Below are 16,760 nucleotides of genomic sequence, written 5' to 3'. Positions count from 1 at the left end.
TCAGAAAAATCCGTTCTCCGCCAAAAACTTCTCGGTCAGCCCGCCCTGTCCGCCGCAAGAATGTGTCTTCCCGCCCGGACCCGCGCGGAGCAGCTTTTCAATATATTTCCCAAGCACGTCGCATTCGATGTTCACGCTGTCCCCGGGCTGTTTGTCCTGCAGAATCGTTTGGGCCAGGGTATGCGGAATGATTGAAACGGCAAACGTGCTGTCGGTCACGTCTGTAAGCGTAAGCGAGATACCGTCGATCGTGATGGAGCCGCCCGCAATCATGTAGCGGAGGACAGCATCGTCGTCCGGCTCCAGCCGGTAGACGACCGCATTCTCCTCCGGCGTTCTCGCCCGGATCCGGGCGGTGCCGTCTACGTGGCCCTGCACGAGATGTCCGCCGAAACGGCCGTTCGCCGGCATCGCCCGTTCCAGGTTGACGCGTGCTCCCGTCTGAAGCGATGCGAGGTTCGTTTTGCGGTACGTCTCCGGCATGACATCGACGGAAAAGGTCTCCTTGTCATAGGCGACGACGGTCAGACAGACGCCGTTGACCGCTATACTGTCGCCAAGCTTTACATCTTCCAGCACCAGGCGTGCGCCGAGGGTCAGGACCATCGCCTGGCCCTGCTTGTGTATGCGGCGCATAACGCCGATTTCTTCGATTAATCCGGTAAACATGATGAACCCTCCTTCTCGGCGTACTGCGGGTAACCCGTGAGACAGACGTCTTCGCCGACGGTCTCGACGGTCATCCGCGCCAGCCGGATCGCCTCGCTCATGCGGCCGAATCCGGCGAACGCCGCGTTGTCCGGCGCCTCCGGCCCGCCGCCGATCCATTTCGGGGCGAAAAACAGCACCGCCTTGTCCACCAGGCGGTTCTCCAGCATCGCCCCGCTGAGCCGTCCTCCGCCTTCCAGGAGGACGGAGGGCACCTCCCGCTCGCCCAGCAGCCGCATCGCGAGCGGGAGATCGACGTGCGGGCCGCTGCCGCACGCCAGCACTTCGGCGCCGAGGGCTTCAAGCGCTTCGCGCTTGGCGGGATCGGCGCCGGCGGTTGTCAGGATGAGCGTCGGCCGCTCATCCTGCTGCCGCAGCACCCGCGCGGACAGCGGCGTCCGGAGCTGCGAATCGACGACGATTCGCAGCGGATGGAGCGCCGGCACGGACAGCCGGGTGGTCAGCTCGGGATCATCGGCAAGCACCGTGCCGATACCGACCATGATCGCGGCGTGGCGGTGCCGCATCGCGTGGACGAGCTCGCGGGCGGGCGCGCCGGTGATCCACTTGCTGTCGCCGGTTTTGGCGGCGATCTTGCCGTCGAGCGTGCTCGCGGATTTCATCGTGACGAAGGGCAGGCGCGTCACGATGAACTTGCCAAACGCCTCGTTCAAGGCGTTCGCCTCGTCCGCGAGCAGACCGGCCTCCACGTCGATGCCCCGGCTCCGCAGTCTCGCGATCCCCGACCCCGCCACGAGCGGGTTCGGGTCTACGGCCGCGACGACGACCCGGCGGATGCCGCTCTCGATGAGCCTGCCGCTGCACGGCGGCGTCTTGCCGTAATGGCTGCACGGCTCCAGCGTGACGTAAGCCGTGGCGCCTTCGGCTTCGCGGCCGGCCATCTTCAGCGCGTGCACTTCCGCGTGGCCCTCTCCCCGCTTCAGATGGGCGCCCATGCCGACGATGCGGCCGTCTTTGACGACGACGCAGCCGACGACGGGATTGATGCCCGTCTGTCCGAGCGCCGCCTGGGCCATTTGCAGCGCCAGGCGCATGTAACTTTCGTCCTGTAAAGGTTGAAGCATGAGCGGTCTCCTTTCCGGGAAGGGAATTGGCTCTTCCCTCTTTTCTGCCTCAGCAGCTTTCCGGCTTGGTTCGTTCTGTGTTTAGTCTCTCCCGCATCGGCCAAAATGTTGAACCTGAAAAAGCCCCTGTCCGTTTCGGACAAGGGCGGTTTTATGGAATAGCAAGAACGCGCGTGAAGCCAGTCTGCGGGTACGGGAAAGTACCTCCGATCCCCTTAATAAGGGAACGGATACGGGGTTCTCCGGCAGGTATGCCAAAGAAACGTGCTGCTACCACACATTTCGCATCTTGCTTGCAGAAAGGACGAGATCGGAAAAAACGGCAGTGAAAAGATAGCACAAGCTAAGGCCACGATGGCCCGCCGTCCGGTCTCGCCGCTGTTTATGAACTTTAGAGCACAAATAAGCCGGCCAACCCAGGCCGCGTATGTACCTAAAAAAGCCCTTTCTGTGCGAATGCAGGTGAAGCTGCGTATGCAGACTGAATCGTTTCGTTCTCCTTCTCCCATCCAGACTTTAACTGTCGGTCTCGGACTCTCACCAAGTCAGCCGGATTGTCCTGCGTTCGAACGCTTAAAAAACAGACAAGCCGGGTCACGGACTGAGCTGCAGACCGGATAACCGGTACTGCGGCAACACCGCCGGTAGGGACTTTCACCCCGCCCCGAAGGATTGATTCAATCTTATTCGATTGTTGACTGAATAGTACCATTGTCATTTCCAAATTGCAAGTGTCAAGTTGACTAGTCCGGTCGGAAAACGGTATAAGCAGGGCCGAATCGGGGAAAGGCTGGATAAGTCTGTCCTATATGTCATGCGGAACAAAAGCGGAACGGATTTCCCATCAAGGAAGGATCCTTATGTGCCGCACATAAATGGAGATTGCAGCGGAAGGACAGGGGGGTATTCAGCCATTCCGGATATTCAAGCAGATACCCGGAAAACCGGGGCGATCATCTTGTACGAAAGGGAAGCCGAATAAATGAAAAGGAACACAGACTTTTCCCGAAAGTGCCTGAAGGCGGCCAAAAACACGGCGGCCGTCGGCTTCGCAAACCTATATCATGGCCATTCTGACGGGATCCCCGTTATTGTGCGCGGCCGTGTACTCCATGAGGGATTGGCAGCCTGCGGATGGGATAAAGCGCGGCTCTGGGACGAACTCGGTAAAGCTGGCGTGGATTCTCTGCTGGATGTTGCGTACGCGGAAATACGCCTCGATGCCCTGATCCTGAAAAGCCCCTGACCAGCCGCTTTCTTACAGCGGTTGTCCAGGGGCTTTTGGATACATTCATTAAACTTCGACGATTTCAACTTTCTCCATTGTGTCGCGGCCTTTGAACGCGTCCACATATTCCATGCCTTTGGTTACTTTGCCGAAAACCGTGTGCTGGCCGTCAAGATGAGGCTGCGGCTGGTAGCAGATGTAGAACTGGCTGCCGCCTGTGTTGCGTCCGGCGTGAGCCATCGCAAGCGTTCCGCGCTCATGTTTGTTCGGGTTGATTTCGCAGTCGATCGTGTATCCGGGACCGCCGGTGCCGGTGCCTTGAGGACAGCCGCCTTGGGCTACGAAGCCCGGAATAACGCGGTGGAAATTGAGTCCGTTGTAGAAACCGGAATTAGCCAGTTTCTCGAAGTTTGCCACTGTGTTCGGGGCATCCTTTTCAAAGAGGTCGATCAGCACTTCGCCGCCGCCTGCCATTGTGATTTTCGCTTGTTTTGCCATGTGGGACACTCTCCTTTTATGTATCGGTTCCTGCTTGGATTGCGGGGTACATGATTGTGAAAGCAATCTCTTTCATTGTACTCCATATTGGAGGGATGTACAAATAAGCGTCACTTTTACGAGTCAGGCTCGACCGTCTGTTAACGGGAACCGTTCACTATCTTTCGCCGCGCTGCAGGACTTTCCAAGCGTATAGAGTAAAAAAACAAACCGGAGGGAGCCCTCCGGCTTGTTTGGCCGTTATCGGGACGTTATGCCCGTCTATGGATGAAAATCAGCGGACCGGCTGAATTTGTTTCATCCGTTCCGGCACGACATCGTTGCGGACCAGATCTTCGTACGTTTCCCGTTTGACCGCCATGTCGGCCATTCCGTCTTTTACGAATACGACGGCGGGTCTGCGGATCCGGTTGTAGTTGCTGGCCATGGAGTAATTGTACGCTCCCGTACTGGCAACGGCCAGTATATCCCCCGTCTCGACGAGAGGAAGCTCCACGTCCCAGATCAGCATATCGCCGCTTTCGCAGCACTTGCCCGCGATGGAGACCGTCTCCTGAGACGGTTCCGAAGCCCGGTTCGCCAGCATCGCTTCGTACTGGGACTGGTACAGGGCCGGCCGGGGATTATCCGTCATGCCCCCGTCTACGGAAACATATTTGCGAACGCCGGGAATATCCTTGTTCGTTCCTACGGTGTACAAAGTCGTTCCGGCATCGCCGACGATACTCCGGCCCGGTTCGATCCAGATCTCCGGCATCGGATAAGAAACGGCCTCGAAGCGGGTTTTGACCGCTTCCGCGATCGCTTCGACATAGGTCGACATCGGCAGAGGCGTGTCGCCTTCCACATAGCGGATTCCGAAGCCGCCGCCAAGGTTGATGACCGAGAAAACCACGTCCAGCTCATCCCGTACCTGCGAGGCGAACTGGGCCACCTTCTCGGCTGCCACCCGGAAACCTTCGACCTCGAAAATTTGCGATCCGATATGGGAATGAACGCCGAGCAGGAGCAGATGATTCGCCTCGGCGGATTCTTTGACCGCTTCGAACGCGGCCCCGTTCCCAAGGTCGAATCCGAACTTCGAATCGATTTGGCCGGTGGAAATATATTCGTGCGTATGGGCTTCTACGCCCGGTGTTATTCTCAGCAGAATCGGTACGCGCTTGCCTTTCGAACCCGCAATCGCATCCAGCATGCGAAGCTCCGTGAAGTTATCGACCACGAAACAGCCGATTCCGGCGTCAAGCGCCATTTCGATCTCGGCCGGCGTCTTGTTGTTGCCGTGGAAGTGAATGCGCTCGGGAGGAAAACCCGCCTGAAGCGCCGTAAACAGCTCCCCGTCGGATACGACGTCCAAGGACAGTCCTTCTTCGGCTACGATGCGGCACATCGCCATGACACAGAACGCTTTGCTTGCGTAAGCAACCTGAAATTTTAACCCGGACGCCTGAAAAGCATCGACAAACTCGCGGCAGCGCCTGCGCACGAGCGCCTCATCCACAACATATAACGGTGTTCCATAGCGGGCGGCCAGTTCCGTGGTATCCACACCGCCGACTTCCAAATGGCCTAGAGCGTTAACTCGGCTTGTTCCATGAAGATGCATCGTCCGTTTCCCCTCTTCGTTATCCATATCCATGACTGCTTCCGTCTTGTTTCTCCATTACATTATTAACTAAAGTAACACAATGTCACTTAGCTGACAATACAACTTTCACGGAAGCGGGCAAGCCGGATAGGACACGCCGTCATTCGGGTCCGGGCTGACGGGTTCCGTCTTTGGAACGCGTGATGCTGAGCCTTGTTTTGTGCGTTAGAACCGGCAGACGGAACAAGATGTTCAGCAGCCCCATCGCATTGAACGGAAGGAAAGGCCACATGTATGGAGCCGTGTGCGAACGCTGGAGGGACAAGAATATCAACCATACCGTAGTTGCGATGACGAAACCCGGAACTTTGAAGAGCGCCACCGAAAACAGCAGGATAAGCCGGACGATCCGGTTGGCTAAACTCAGCTCGTAGCTGGGGGTGGCGAACATGCCGATCGTCGCGATTGAAATGTAGAATATAATTTCATTCGTGAACAGCCCCGTTTTAACGGCAATGTCTCCGATGAGAATAGCCGCGACCAGCCCCATGGCAACGGATAAAGGCGTTGGCGTATGAACGGAAGCCATCCGCATCAGATCGATCCCGAGTTCGGCGAGAAGAAACTGGATGAGAACCGGGATTTTGCCCGGATTCTGCGGTCCGATAAACTCCAGGCCGGTCGGTTTGAGACCGGGTTCTAATACCATCAGGTACCAAAGCGGCAAAAGAAACAGCGAAGCCAATATTCCCAGAAAACGGACCCAGCGCAGATAGGAACCGATAATCGGAAGCTGCCGATACTCTTCCGCATGCTGGAGATGATGGAAGAACGTCGACGGCATGATCATGACACTCGGCGAAGTGTCCGACATCAAGATAACGTGCCCCTCCAGCAGATGGGCGGACGCCACATCGGGCCTCTCCGTGTACCGGACCAGCGGATACGGGTTCCAGCCTTTCGCTACGATTGCTTCCTCCAACTGCTTCTCGGCCAGCGGAATTCCGTCAAGATCCACGTTCTTGACTTTGTCACGGATGGCTTCAACCAGCTTCGGATTCGCGATATCGTCGATATAACCGATACAGATATCGGTGCTGGTCCGCTTCCCTACCTGCATAATTTCGACCCGCAGCTTCGGGTCGCGGACCCTTCTTCTCACAAGCGCCACGTTCGTCATCAGCGTTTCCACGAAGCCGTCCCTTGAGCCGCGCACGACTCTTTCGAGGTCAGGCTCTTCTGTCGAACGGACGGGGAAGTTTTTGGCGTCGACGACGAGCGCCGTCTTTTCGCCTTCGATAAAAACACCGGTCGCCCCGGTCATGACTTGGCCGATGACTTCTTTCATCGTCTGGTACGGCGACACTTGGATGTGCGGAATGAGATATTCCTTGAGGCTCTCGGCCGGATTATTCTCCATCGCGGCGTGGTCCGCGTAACTTAGCCGGTCCAGGACCATCGTGAGCACCTGGTCTTTGGCCAGCCCGTTCACGTAGTAAAAGCCGACCCGGATCGAGCCGAACACCATCTCGCGCAGCACAAGGTCAAACGATGTCCCCAGGCCCGAACGCTCTTCCAGCATATCCTTGACTTCCTGCATCGAGAGCGGGATCGGGTCGTCCACCGGTTTCGATGCATCGCCATTCGACGGCCCCTTGCCCTTCTGGCCTTGTTGATCCCCCCTGGCGCCGGAAGCCTGTTTCTGCTGCCTGGTGCCCTCGTTGGGTTTGCCGTCTGGCACGGCACCGTGGCCTTCGGCGTTGGGCGGCTGCTCTTCGCCGCCTTGATCCGCAGACGAGCGCTTCCGGGAGAAAGAAGCTTGAATAGGATCCTTGTTCCCATCCCGCAACAGCTTCTTGATCCCGAATGCCTCTTCTTCCGGCATTCCCCCGGAACGGTCCTGCTCCTTGCTTCCGCTTTCACGGTCCTGGGATTCTTCCGGGGATCGCGGTCCGGCCCGGAAACCTTTTCTTGCTTCGGACCTTCTACCGGATCGGGCAGCGCCGCCTGATTGGTCGTCACGGGTTCCGGCTCGTAATCCGGCGGCGGTTCCGCCGTCCCTTGATTCACGACGGGATTCGTCCGGTTGTCCGGTTCCTTGCGCCGGTTCCTGCCTTTCCCGTCCGGGCGCTTCTTTTTCCGGAGTCTCTTCCGGGCCATTCGCCCGGCTTTGCAACTGATCCTCACGCCCGGTATCCCCGGCGTCTTCGTTCAGCTCCGTGCCCGATGGTGCATTCTCCTCCATCTCCGGAGCGGCAAAAACGTTGCCTTCCTCATCGATCTGGAGGGCGGGAGCTTTAGATCTGTCATCGGCGTCGGCACCGGAACCGGAAATTTCCCCCGTCCCCCCATGCCTGCGGTCTTTATCTTTCACCATCATCTTACCGATCAACTTCTTCATGCGTACTCCTCCTCAGCCTCAATAAATAAACCATTCGAACAAGGAGCCCAGAACCTTGCCTGCGATCATGGCCGTGAGCAGCCATACCATGTAGGACGTCATGCCCACCCGTTTGGCGAGAACCGGCAGGACATTGATGATTTCCGTCAGGGCCGCGGACAGCATGCCTATAAACGCTCCCGCAAACAACCCGAAAATACCGGTCCACCAGACAGGAGCGGACAGCTTCCAATTAAAGAAATCCATCAAGGTAAAAACCAGCGAACCGGCAATGACCGCGATCTCGCAGCTGCGGATGCGGTGTTGAGCCCGGCTTACCTGAAGCAGCCGCGGTATGATATCCAGCACTAACAGGAAAGCCACCATTCCGCTGCCGACCGCGATGCCTCCGGCAAGTCCTGTCACGACCGCAGCAGACCAGCCCAGCAGCGTGATCATGGGGAAGACTCGCGCTTCTCGCGGTTTAAAGACTGATATTCTTCGGCTATCGTATAGCGGTCGATATTTTCCTGATAGGTAAACATCTCGACTTCGAGCGGGCTCGGCTCTTCGTTGAATTTTTTCTTAAAAAAGTGATTAAAAAAAACCGCCATGCCGATTCCGATACCAAGCGAATACGGAATTTGCAGAAACAGCGGATGCTCGGTCTTTTTGCCGGTTACAAGCTCATACACCCGCTGATGCACCTCCAGCATGCTCACGTCTGCATGAAAATTCATAATCGTAAGGCCCGACCCGATAAAAAGCAGAACCCAAACCGCCGCGAGAAACAATAGATTAGGTTTACGAGTACCGGAATCGATCTCCACGAGCGTATGCGGCTCGCCGAAATGTTCAATCTGCAGATTAGGGTGCACGTTTTTGACAGCCGCCACGATGCTGAGCATATCGATCAGAATACGGTTGCCGTCCTTGACTTTCGGTTGGACCAGAACAAGCCCCCGAAGCGTGCTTTCATACGCGGGCTCGACAATCATCTGGGCGACCCTCCCCAAGGTGACCGGTTCCCGTGCGGGTACCCGTATTCTGCGGCGCAAGCGGATATAGAGACAGGCGTCTGCGGTTTGATTCAACCCTCATCCCCCCAAAAACATCCTTTTGCCAGTAGTATGCGGCGCATTCGGCAGAATCATCCAAGGAAAGGCTCCCAAACTTTGCGCGAGGCGCATCCTACGTTTAAATCCCGCATGCATAAAAAATTCCCGCCGAGGAACATTAGGAACGAACAAGCTTTCCCAACTTTCAAACAGGTGGTGAACACCCATGTCTCGAATTGCTCTTACCCTGATTATCGTAGGCGCGCTGAATTGGCTCCTCGTAGGTATCTTCGAGTGGGATCTGGTATCCGCGATTTTCGGCGGCGAAGTGCACCGCACCTCTTCCGCCTTCAGCCGGATCATTTATACACTGGTCGGATTGGCGGGTATCTACAGCCTTTCGTTCTTCTTCCGGGACGATGCTACCGTACGTTAACCAGGCATTTCCTCCAGCCATGCTCCGGAGGGAAACCGGGGACGGATCCACGAAACGTTTCAGCTCCCGGCGGGCGGACGAATCGTGGATTTTTTTTCGCGTCCGCTCCGGCAAAAAGAAAAAAGACCAGAACGCTATTGAGCGATCTGATCTTTTATGGATTGTAAGATTTTTTTCTCCAGCCTGGACACCTGGACCTGTGAAATGCCGAGCCTGCTGGCGACCTCCGACTGCGTCTGATCCCGGAAATACCGGAGATACACGATCAGCCGCTCCCGTTCGTTAAGAGCCCCGATGGCTTCGTTAAGAGCCAGCTTCTCGAACCATTTATCCTGGGTTTCGTCGGCGATCTGGTCCATCAGCGTGATGGGATCCCCGTCGTTCTCAAAAACCGTTTCATGGATCGAGGAGAGCGGCTTGCTCGCCTCCTGGGCGAAGACGACTTCCTCCGGCGTAATCCCCAGCGCATCCGCGACCTCCTTGATCGTCGGAAGGCGGTTCATGCCTTTGGAGAGCTCGTCCTTGGTCTTGCGGATTTTGCTGGCCAGTTCTTTAAGCGATCGGCTGACTTTCAGCGTTCCGTCATCACGGAGAAACCGCTGGATCTCCCCGATAATCATCGGAACCGCATAGGTCGAAAACTTCACATCGTAGGACAAGTCGAACTTGTCCACCGATTTGAGCAGTCCGATGCAGCCGATTTGAAACAAATCCTCGGCTTCGTAGCCGCGGTTCAGAAAACGCTGAACGACGGACCAGACGAGCCGGATGTTGGAGTTAACCAGCCGTTCCCGGGCGAGCGAATCTCCCGATTGGCTGAGTGCGATCAAACGCTTGACTTCACTGTCATCCAGGAAACTGTGCGAGGAACCTTTCAAATCGACATCCATCGTATCAAACCCCTAGTTTACCAAAGCTTTTTTGGATTCAATTCTTTTCTTCATCCGGATGCGGGTGCCGGTACCGACTTCGGTAACCACGTCGACCTCATCCATAAAGTTTTCCATAATGGTAAATCCCATTCCGGACCTTTCCAGCTCCGGCTTGGACGTATACAGCGGCTGCTTGGCTTCTTCCAGATCTTCGATTCCCGCTCCGTTGTCTTCCACCGTGATATAGACCTCATCGTCCACAATTTCCGTCACGATCGTTACGACACCGTCGGGTTTATTGTCATAGCCGTGGATAATGCAGTTCGTTACCGCCTCCGAAATGACGGTCTTGATATCCGTCAATTCGTTCATGGTCGGATCGAGCTGGGAGATGAACGAAGCGACGGCGACACGCGCGAAAGCCTCGTTCTCGGACTTGCTGGCGAATTGGAGCTTCATGAAATTCGATTCGCTCATAACGCGACCTCCAGACTGGAGATCGCGGATCTCTCGTTGTCTTCAATCGTTACGATCTTGAACATGCCCGACAATTCGAACAAGCGGTAAACTTCCGGAGAGATGTCGCAAACCACCATACGGCCGCCCTTGCCCGTAATCTGCTTGTAGCGCCCGAGAATGACACCCAGACCCGAGCTGTCCATGAAGGAAAGATCCTTCAGACTCAAAATGAGGTGCTTGGTATCCTGCCGGAAAATGGCATCTTCCATGCGGGTTTTGACCACATCGGCCGTATGGTGATCCAGTTCCCCTTTCAGACGAACGACCAGCGCTTTACTTCTGTGCTCAAATTCGATTTGCAAACTCATGTGCCATGTCACTCCTTCCCACATGACTCACAAGTTCTACAATCCCTTTGGCATTTCCTGCCTGCTGACAAAACTAGAAGAAAAGCGCCAAAAGCTCTTCGGAAGCGGGAAAATGCGACTTTATTCTCCGCCGAACAGACTGCGGGCCGAACGCTTCATAAGCGTCCACCAGCCGGCTTTTTTGACATCGGCGGGAGACTCGATCGGGTACTCGGTCAGCACTTCGTTGTTCTTATACACCACGATTTTGCCGATAGGCTGCCCTTTGGCGATCGGCGGCTTCAGATCCTGATTGAGCTGGAGCTCGTGGCGGATTCCTTCTTTGCCTTCGCCCTTTTTCATCAGGATGCTGTAAGAACGCGTTGCGGTCAGAGGCACCGAAGCGACATCGCCCTTGCTGATCTTAAGCTCGCCCAGGGCGTCTCCGGCTTTGAAGATCGGGAAATTGCTGTACTGGGCAAACGCGTAGTCGAACAGCTTTGTCACTTCGGCATTGCGGGTTTTCGTGTTCGGTTCTCCGAGCACGACGGCAATCACGCGAAACCCGTCACGGACGGCGGTTGCCGACAAGCAGAACTTCGCTTCGCTCGTATAGCCGGTCTTCAAGCCGTCGGCTCCCGAATAGAAACGGACGAGCTTGTTTGTATTGACGAGCCAGAACGGTTTCGCGGAATCTTTCCGCAGATGGTCCTGGTAGTTGCCGGTAAACTTCGTGATGCCGGTATGTTTGAGAAGTTCCCGCGACATAATCGCGATATCGTGCGCGGAAGTATAATGATTTTCCGTCGGCAGTCCGTTGCAGTTGGAGAAATGGGTGTTGTTCATTCCGAGCTGCTTGGCGCGCTCATTCATCATCGCGACGAAGTTTTCCTCCGAGCCCGCCAGCTTCTCGGCCATCGCTACGGACGCATCGTTCCCCGAAGCCATCGCGATACCCTTGAGCATTTCTTCAACGCTCATCTCTTCGCCGGGCTCCAGGAAAATCTGCGAGCCGCCCATCGACGCCGCATATTCACTGGTGCTTACCTTATCCGTCATCTTGATTTTTCCGCTGTCTACGGCTTCCATGATGAGAAGCATGGTCATAATTTTCGTGATACTGGCCGGCGGAAGCTTGGTATCCATGTTTTTGTTCACAATAATTTCGCCCGAGTCCGCATCCATTAGAACTGCCGATTGCGCATTGGGAGCGAGATCAACCTGCTGAGGCTTCTCCTCCTTGGCCCATACGGCCGGTCCGGCTGCGGACAGCAGCAGACTCAGCGCCAGAACCGCACAGCTCATTTTCTTCCACATCGTCTTCTACCCCTCCTGCTCAACAATTAGACATACGATTCACAAACTGGGTGGCTAGTATGTAAACCGGGAATTTCATTAAGCAGTCTTGACGGAACCGGACAAAAATATTCCAGGGATTCCCTATCCGGACAAAAGACTTCAACAAAAAAAAGAGCGGACTCCTCAGCCGCGCTCTTCATCCGTAACGAATTTTCAGTTTTCGTTCAACCATACAATCAGCAGAGAGATCAGCTGATTCAAATCTACCGGCTTGGGGATATAGTCGGAAGCACCGGCTTCGATACATTTATCCCGGTCGTTCTTCATCGCTTTGGCCGTGACGGCAATAAGCGGAAGATCCGCCCACTCCGCGCGTTCCCGAATGCGGGTCATCGCCTCATACCCGTCCATCCCCGGCATCATGACGTCCATCAGCACGACGTCGATATCCGGCGTATGGTCCATCAGCGCCAGACATTCGATCCCGTCGCCTGCCGTCAGCACGCGCATTCCCCTGCTTTCCAGCGCTACGCTGAGCGCCGTGACGTTGCGGGGATCGTCATCCACGATAAGCACGGTTTTGCCGGCGATAATCGTTCCGGTTCGGCCGGCAGCCTCGCGCTTCGGCTTCGCGGGCGCCGGCAGGACAGACGCCTCCGCTTCGAGCGCGGATGCCGCTTCCATACCCGCCGTATCCGCCCGGTCCAGGCAGCAGATATACAGCGTGAAGGTGCTTCCCGCTCCTTCCTCGCTCGCCAGATGGATGCAGCCGTTCAGCAGACCGGCCAGATCGCGGGAAATGGACAGTCCGAGTCCCGTGCCTCCATACTGCCGGCTTGTCGCTCCGTCCGCCTGTCTGAACGCCTCGAAGACATGCTCCTGCTTGTCCTTCGGGATGCCGATCCCCGTATCCCGGACGGATATCGCCAGTGCCGTCGTCCAGTCGAGACCGGGCAGCAGGTGATTCTCTTCCTCCTCTTTCGCCCGCCGCAGCGACAGGGTTACCTCACCGTAATGTGTAAATTTAACCGCATTCGACAGCAGATTCTTGACGATTTGCTCCAGCCGCTGTCCGTCGGTCTGGATGATCTCCGGCAGTCCGGGCTCCATGGTACGTTTGAACGCAACGTCTTTGTCCTTCAACATTTTGCCGAAAAGATGTTCCATTTTGTCGGGCAGCTCCGTTAAATTGAACGGTTCGTAATTAACTTCCAGCTTGCCCGCTTCGACTTTGGACAGGTCGAGAACGTCGTTGATGAGCGTTAGCAAATCATTGCCCGCTTTATGAATCAGCTCCACGTAATCGAGTTCCTCTTCGCTCAGCGTGTTGTTCTGATTTTCGGCGAGGAACTGCGACAGCAGCATACTGTTCAGCGGAGTCCGCAGCTCGTGGGACATATTTGCCAGAAATTCCGATTTGTATTGGGAAGCCAGCTGGACCTGCTCGGCTTTGGCTTGAAGTTCCAGCGACGCCTGCTCAAGCTCCAGCGTTTTTTGTTCCGATACCCGGTACTGGGCTTCGAGTTCTTCGTTCGTGACCTGCATTTCTTCCGTCTGGGTGCGCAGCTCTTCGGACTGGACTTGAAGTTCCTCCGCCATGACTCTGGATTCCTGGAGAAGGCGCTCCACTTCCATGCGGCTTCCCACGCTATTGAGTATGATGCCGAACGAAGTGAGAAGCTCTCTCAATACTTGGCGCTGAGAAGCCGTAAACGGTTCGAAGGAGGCAAATTCCACCACAGCCGTAACCGAACCTTTGAAAGAAGCCGGGGCAATAAGAATATGCCGCGGCGCCGCTTCTCCGAGGCCGGAACGGACCGTCACGTAGTTTTCCGGCAGGTGGTCGACAGCCAGCATCCGGTTTTCCTCCGCGCACTGTCCGACGAGACCTTCGCCCGGTTTAAACATGCGGGAGCGCTCCTCGTTTCCGCCATCGGACGCGTATGCCGCCATCCGGTGAAGGCCGTACTCCCCATCTACGGTGTGAAGCATGTAAACCACGCCGTACGGGGCGTTGAACAGTTCCGCCGCTTTGCGTACGAACATGTCGGACAAAGCCGCCGTGTCCGTAAAGCCTTGCAGGGCGGTCGTCAACTCGGCCACCTGCGTTTTCTCCTCGGTTTCCCGCTGCACATTGTCGAGCAGACGGTTCGTCGCATCCCCGAGGTCGCGTATTTCATCCCGTGACTTGACCTCGATCCGTTCGGATAGATCCCCGTCCGACGAAGCCAGATGGTTGATGGCGCGAATGACCTTGCTGATCGTCCCCTGAATCGACCGGGATATCAGGATCGCAGTCGCGACGGCTACAGCGGCCACGCCGAGCATCATGAGGTACAGGGCGCTGCGCATATCCTTGTTCCGCTCGTCCAGATTAGCCACCCGGTCTAGGGTCAATTTGGTTTCCGTACTGCGGAAGGTGTCAATCATGACCCGGATCCGGTCCATATATTTTTTACCGGGGTCCTCTTGAAAATATTGCTGGATTTGCGAAGTATTCCCGGTTTTTTTCCACGCAATGACAGGCTGTCCCGCTTCCGCGATCCATTTCTCGATAACGGACCGCAGTTCCTCCAGCCGTTTCTGCTGGGAAGGATTGTCGGCAACAAGACCGTGAAGCGTATCGTAATCCGTCAACCAGTTTGCCTGCGCTTTCTCGTAAGGCTCCAGATAACGGTCATCCCCGGTAATGACGTACCCCCGCTGCCCCGTTTCCATGTCGAGAAGCTGCTTCTCAACCTCCGACGTCAAATCATGTACCTGAATATCGTGTTCCGTGACAAAGTCGATCTCTTTCTGCAAAGATACAATCCGTCCGTTTACGGCAAAAATCGAGGCCGCCAGGCAGACCAAGATAAGCAGATAACCGGACATAATTTTCCACCGGATACTGAAACGACGTGCTCGCAACACTCTTACTCCCCCTAGTTACGGATACTTACCTTTAACGAACCAAAAAGGGCGCGGCTGAAAAAGGCCGCATGCTTCCTGACGGGCACGCGACTTCGTAGAGGCCTGAATAACCTGACCTTTTGCAGTTCGTAACAAACAGCTTAATTTAACTATTATACTATTGATCGCTGTGATTTGCTAACCGGGTTTACTAGATTTTTGCAAAACTTTCCTCCGCTTGGACAAATAAAAAGGAGCCCTCCGGGGCCCCTTTTTAAAACCGAACTACCGCTTATTCGACCACCAGAACCGACTTCATATCGTTGTGGCCTTCGCCGCAAGGCAGGATACACTTAATTTCGTATTTGCCCGGCTTCTCGAAGTTCACTTCTTGGGACTTGTTCGTTCCGTCCAGTTTAACGTCAACGCCTTCACCCGTGATGTCGATGGCGTGCACGCCTTCTTTCAGGATGAGAGAAACCTTGGTCTGGCCTTTCGGAATTTTGTACTCCGCTTGATCGAATTTCCAGTTGGATGCTGCAATTTTGAGAGAAGCGCCGGCTGTTTCTTCCGCGGCTCTTTCCGCTTGTCGGGCATTGATATCTTGAAAGAGGAAACCCACTCCCATAGCACTCGCGCCGATAAATAGTACAAACATGATCCACTTGTACATGAAGATCCCCCCATCGCGTAATTACCTAATTATTGTACCTAAAATAACGGAAATTGCCTAATCCTTTCCTGAGGCAAACTTCGAATAATTTGTGACAATTCCGTGATATTTTGATCCGCAGGCCGTTTCGGACCGTCAGCGGCCCGAAGCAAAGCCGGTTGCGTAAAGCCTACAATTCCTCGATAATACCGAGAACCAGCTGAAGAAACTTCGGCTTGACCCGCTCCGTCGTCTCCATCACTTCCTGGTGGGAAAGCGGCTGGTCCAGGATGCCCGCGGCCATGTTCGAGATGCAGGAGAAACCGAGCACCTCGATGCCGGCATGACGGGCGACGATCACTTCCGGCACGGTCGACATGCCGACGGCGTCCGCCCCGAGCGTACGGATCATGCGGATTTCGGCCGGCGTTTCGTAAGTGGGACCGAGAAGCCCGAGGTAAACCCCTTCGCGCAGCGAGAAATTCTGTTTCTCGGCAACGCTGTGCGCAAGCTTGCCAAGCCTTCTGCTGTAAGCTTCCGACATATCCGGGAAGCGAACTCCGAGCTCGTCGTCGTTAGGACCGATGAGCGGATTGCGGAACATGAAGTTGATATGATCCTGGATCACCATCAGATCGCCGACTTCGTAAGACGTGTTCACGCCGCCCGCCGCGTTGGTTACGATGAGCGTCTGAACGCCCAGGTCTTTCATGACGCGTACCGGAAATGCGACCGTTTCCGCGCCGTAGCCTTCATATTGATGGAAACGGCCTTTCATCATGACGACTTGTCTGCCTTTTATGGTGCCGGCCACAAGCTCGCTCGCATGACCTTCCACGGTCGAAACCGGGAAGTGCGGGATATCGCTGTAGTCGATAACGACCGCTTCTTCGATAAGATCGGCCAGGACGCCGAGTCCGGAGCCGAGAATGAGACCGATGGTCGGACGGAAGCCGAGCTTCTGCTCGATATAGGCCGCCGCTTCATTGACGCGTTGTTTTTCTGTGCTCATGTAAGAACACTTCCTCTCTTATTGTGTCCGATTATTTGAATTCCTTGAATAAGGTTGTTCATTTGGACAACCCCCTCCGGTTGTCAAATGCGGGTTACAGCCTGGTAATTTTTTATGTAAGGCAAAAACAGCATGGACATTATCTCATTATTGCCTCCGGGATGCAAAAATACCCAATGCCGCATTGACGCATTAAAGGATTTTTATATTCCGCCCAAAAGGAAAAGCCCCTTAAGGGGCCGGGTC

16 protein-coding genes and 1 riboswitch are annotated in these 16,760 nt (G+C 55.5%); of the genes, 2 read left to right on the top strand and 14 right to left on the bottom strand.

The annotated features are described in order from the left end of the window. On the bottom strand, window positions 1–669 hold the full coding sequence (gene ribE, locus ABH899_RS08005) for a riboflavin synthase (protein WP_369995404.1): 669 nt from the start codon (window positions 667–669) through the stop codon (window positions 1–3). Continuing rightward, window positions 654–1,793, bottom strand: a complete 1,140-nt coding sequence (gene ribD, locus ABH899_RS08000) for a bifunctional diaminohydroxyphosphoribosylaminopyrimidine deaminase/5-amino-6-(5-phosphoribosylamino)uracil reductase RibD (RefSeq protein WP_369995402.1) — start codon at window positions 1,791–1,793, stop codon at window positions 654–656. Before ribD ends, ribE begins: the two co-directional genes overlap by 16 nt. 493 nt (window positions 1,794–2,286) lie before the next feature. Beyond that, window positions 2,287–2,469, bottom strand: a riboswitch (FMN riboswitch). 306 nt (window positions 2,470–2,775) lie between these two features. Between ribD and ABH899_RS07995 the strand changes: the two genes are divergently transcribed. After that, window positions 2,776–3,039 carry a hypothetical protein gene (locus ABH899_RS07995; RefSeq protein ID WP_369995400.1) on the top strand — a complete coding sequence of 88 codons (264 nt, stop codon included), beginning with the start codon at window positions 2,776–2,778 and terminating at the stop codon, window positions 3,037–3,039. A gap of 48 nt (window positions 3,040–3,087) precedes the next feature. Here the strand turns inward: ABH899_RS07995 and ABH899_RS07990 are convergent, their stop codons facing one another. The 5 genes from ABH899_RS07990 to ABH899_RS07970 form a co-directional block, all read right to left on the bottom strand. Further along, entirely contained in the window at window positions 3,088–3,519 is a 432-nt protein-coding gene (locus tag ABH899_RS07990) for a peptidylprolyl isomerase (RefSeq protein ID WP_009674443.1), read from the bottom strand. 274 nt (window positions 3,520–3,793) lie between these two features. After that, window positions 3,794–5,125 carry a diaminopimelate decarboxylase gene (gene lysA, locus ABH899_RS07985; protein ID WP_369995970.1) on the bottom strand — a complete coding sequence of 444 codons (1,332 nt, stop codon included), beginning with the start codon at window positions 5,123–5,125 and terminating at the stop codon, window positions 3,794–3,796. A gap of 142 nt (window positions 5,126–5,267) precedes the next feature. Then, a complete protein-coding gene (locus ABH899_RS07980; protein WP_369995969.1) occupies window positions 5,268–6,932 on the bottom strand; it encodes a spore germination protein in 1,665 nt (554 codons plus the stop codon). Window positions 6,933–7,526: 594 nt separating this feature from the next. Further along, window positions 7,527–7,946, bottom strand: coding sequence for a stage V sporulation protein AB (locus ABH899_RS07975; protein WP_369995399.1), 420 nt, complete (start codon window positions 7,944–7,946; stop codon window positions 7,527–7,529). Further along, complete coding sequence (locus tag ABH899_RS07970; RefSeq protein WP_164977119.1) at window positions 7,943–8,581, bottom strand: stage V sporulation protein AA; 639 nt, start codon at window positions 8,579–8,581, stop codon at window positions 7,943–7,945. The genes ABH899_RS07975 and ABH899_RS07970 overlap by 4 nt, the downstream gene beginning before the upstream one ends. Window positions 8,582–8,771: 190 nt before the next feature. Between ABH899_RS07970 and ABH899_RS07965 the strand changes: the two genes are divergently transcribed. After that, window positions 8,772–8,981, top strand: coding sequence for a DUF378 domain-containing protein (locus ABH899_RS07965; protein WP_009674431.1), 210 nt, complete (start codon window positions 8,772–8,774; stop codon window positions 8,979–8,981). Window positions 8,982–9,115: 134 nt separating this feature from the next. Here ABH899_RS07965 and sigF read toward each other — a convergent pair whose 3' ends face one another. The 7 genes from sigF to ABH899_RS07930 form a co-directional block, all read right to left on the bottom strand. After that, entirely contained in the window at window positions 9,116–9,871 is a 756-nt protein-coding gene (gene sigF, locus ABH899_RS07960; RefSeq protein ID WP_009674438.1) for an RNA polymerase sporulation sigma factor SigF, read from the bottom strand. A gap of 12 nt (window positions 9,872–9,883) precedes the next feature. Then, window positions 9,884–10,330 carry an anti-sigma F factor gene (gene spoIIAB, locus ABH899_RS07955; RefSeq protein WP_009674418.1) on the bottom strand — a complete coding sequence of 149 codons (447 nt, stop codon included), beginning with the start codon at window positions 10,328–10,330 and terminating at the stop codon, window positions 9,884–9,886. Continuing rightward, a complete protein-coding gene (gene spoIIAA, locus ABH899_RS07950) occupies window positions 10,327–10,680 on the bottom strand; it encodes an anti-sigma F factor antagonist (RefSeq protein ID WP_009674398.1) in 354 nt (117 codons plus the stop codon). Before spoIIAA ends, spoIIAB begins: the two co-directional genes overlap by 4 nt. A 120-nt stretch (window positions 10,681–10,800) precedes the next feature. Beyond that, entirely contained in the window at window positions 10,801–11,976 is a 1,176-nt protein-coding gene (locus ABH899_RS07945) for a D-alanyl-D-alanine carboxypeptidase family protein (RefSeq protein ID WP_369995395.1), read from the bottom strand. A 195-nt stretch (window positions 11,977–12,171) separates the two neighbouring features. After that, window positions 12,172–14,871 carry a CHASE3 domain-containing protein gene (locus ABH899_RS07940; RefSeq protein WP_369995392.1) on the bottom strand — a complete coding sequence of 900 codons (2,700 nt, stop codon included), beginning with the start codon at window positions 14,869–14,871 and terminating at the stop codon, window positions 12,172–12,174. A 271-nt stretch (window positions 14,872–15,142) separates the two neighbouring features. Then, entirely contained in the window at window positions 15,143–15,523 is a 381-nt protein-coding gene (locus ABH899_RS07935) for a cupredoxin domain-containing protein (protein WP_009674411.1), read from the bottom strand. Between the two features lie 169 nt (window positions 15,524–15,692). Beyond that, on the bottom strand, window positions 15,693–16,514 hold the full coding sequence (locus ABH899_RS07930; protein ID WP_218229786.1) for a purine-nucleoside phosphorylase: 822 nt from the start codon (window positions 16,512–16,514) through the stop codon (window positions 15,693–15,695). Between the last annotated feature and the right edge of the window lie 246 nt (window positions 16,515–16,760).

The organism is Paenibacillus sp. RC84, from assembly GCF_041260495.1.
GTDB lineage: Bacteria > Bacillota > Bacilli > Paenibacillales > NBRC-103111 > Paenibacillus_F.
Note: the sequence above shows the minus strand (reverse complement) of the source record. Positions and strands in the feature narration are given on the sequence as shown.

Excerpts from the sequence above, each read along its gene's own strand:
- ABH899_RS07945 (WP_369995395.1), bottom strand. The coding sequence starts at position 11,976 with ATGTGGAAGAAAATGAGCTGTGCGGTTCTGGCGCTGAGTCTGCTGCTG.
- ABH899_RS07965 (WP_009674431.1), top strand. The coding sequence starts at position 8,772 with ATGTCTCGAATTGCTCTTACCCTGATTATCGTAGGCGCGCTGAATTGG.
- spoIIAB (WP_009674418.1), bottom strand. The coding sequence starts at position 10,330 with ATGAGCGAATCGAATTTCATGAAGCTCCAATTCGCCAGCAAGTCCGAG.
- spoIIAA (WP_009674398.1), bottom strand. The coding sequence starts at position 10,680 with ATGAGTTTGCAAATCGAATTTGAGCACAGAAGTAAAGCGCTGGTCGTT.
- lysA (WP_369995970.1), bottom strand. The coding sequence starts at position 5,125 with ATGCATCTTCATGGAACAAGCCGAGTTAACGCTCTAGGCCATTTGGAA.
- ABH899_RS07995 (WP_369995400.1), top strand. The coding sequence starts at position 2,776 with ATGAAAAGGAACACAGACTTTTCCCGAAAGTGCCTGAAGGCGGCCAAA.
- ABH899_RS07930 (WP_218229786.1), bottom strand. The coding sequence starts at position 16,514 with ATGAGCACAGAAAAACAACGCGTCAATGAAGCGGCGGCCTATATCGAG.
- sigF (WP_009674438.1), bottom strand. The coding sequence starts at position 9,871 with ATGGATGTCGATTTGAAAGGTTCCTCGCACAGTTTCCTGGATGACAGT.
- ribE (WP_369995404.1), bottom strand. The coding sequence starts at position 669 with ATGTTTACCGGATTAATCGAAGAAATCGGCGTTATGCGCCGCATACAC.
- ABH899_RS07935 (WP_009674411.1), bottom strand. The coding sequence starts at position 15,523 with ATGTACAAGTGGATCATGTTTGTACTATTTATCGGCGCGAGTGCTATG.
- ABH899_RS07990 (WP_009674443.1), bottom strand. The coding sequence starts at position 3,519 with ATGGCAAAACAAGCGAAAATCACAATGGCAGGCGGCGGCGAAGTGCTG.
- ABH899_RS07975 (WP_369995399.1), bottom strand. The coding sequence starts at position 7,946 with ATGATCACGCTGCTGGGCTGGTCTGCTGCGGTCGTGACAGGACTTGCC.
- ribD (WP_369995402.1), bottom strand. The coding sequence starts at position 1,793 with ATGCTTCAACCTTTACAGGACGAAAGTTACATGCGCCTGGCGCTGCAA.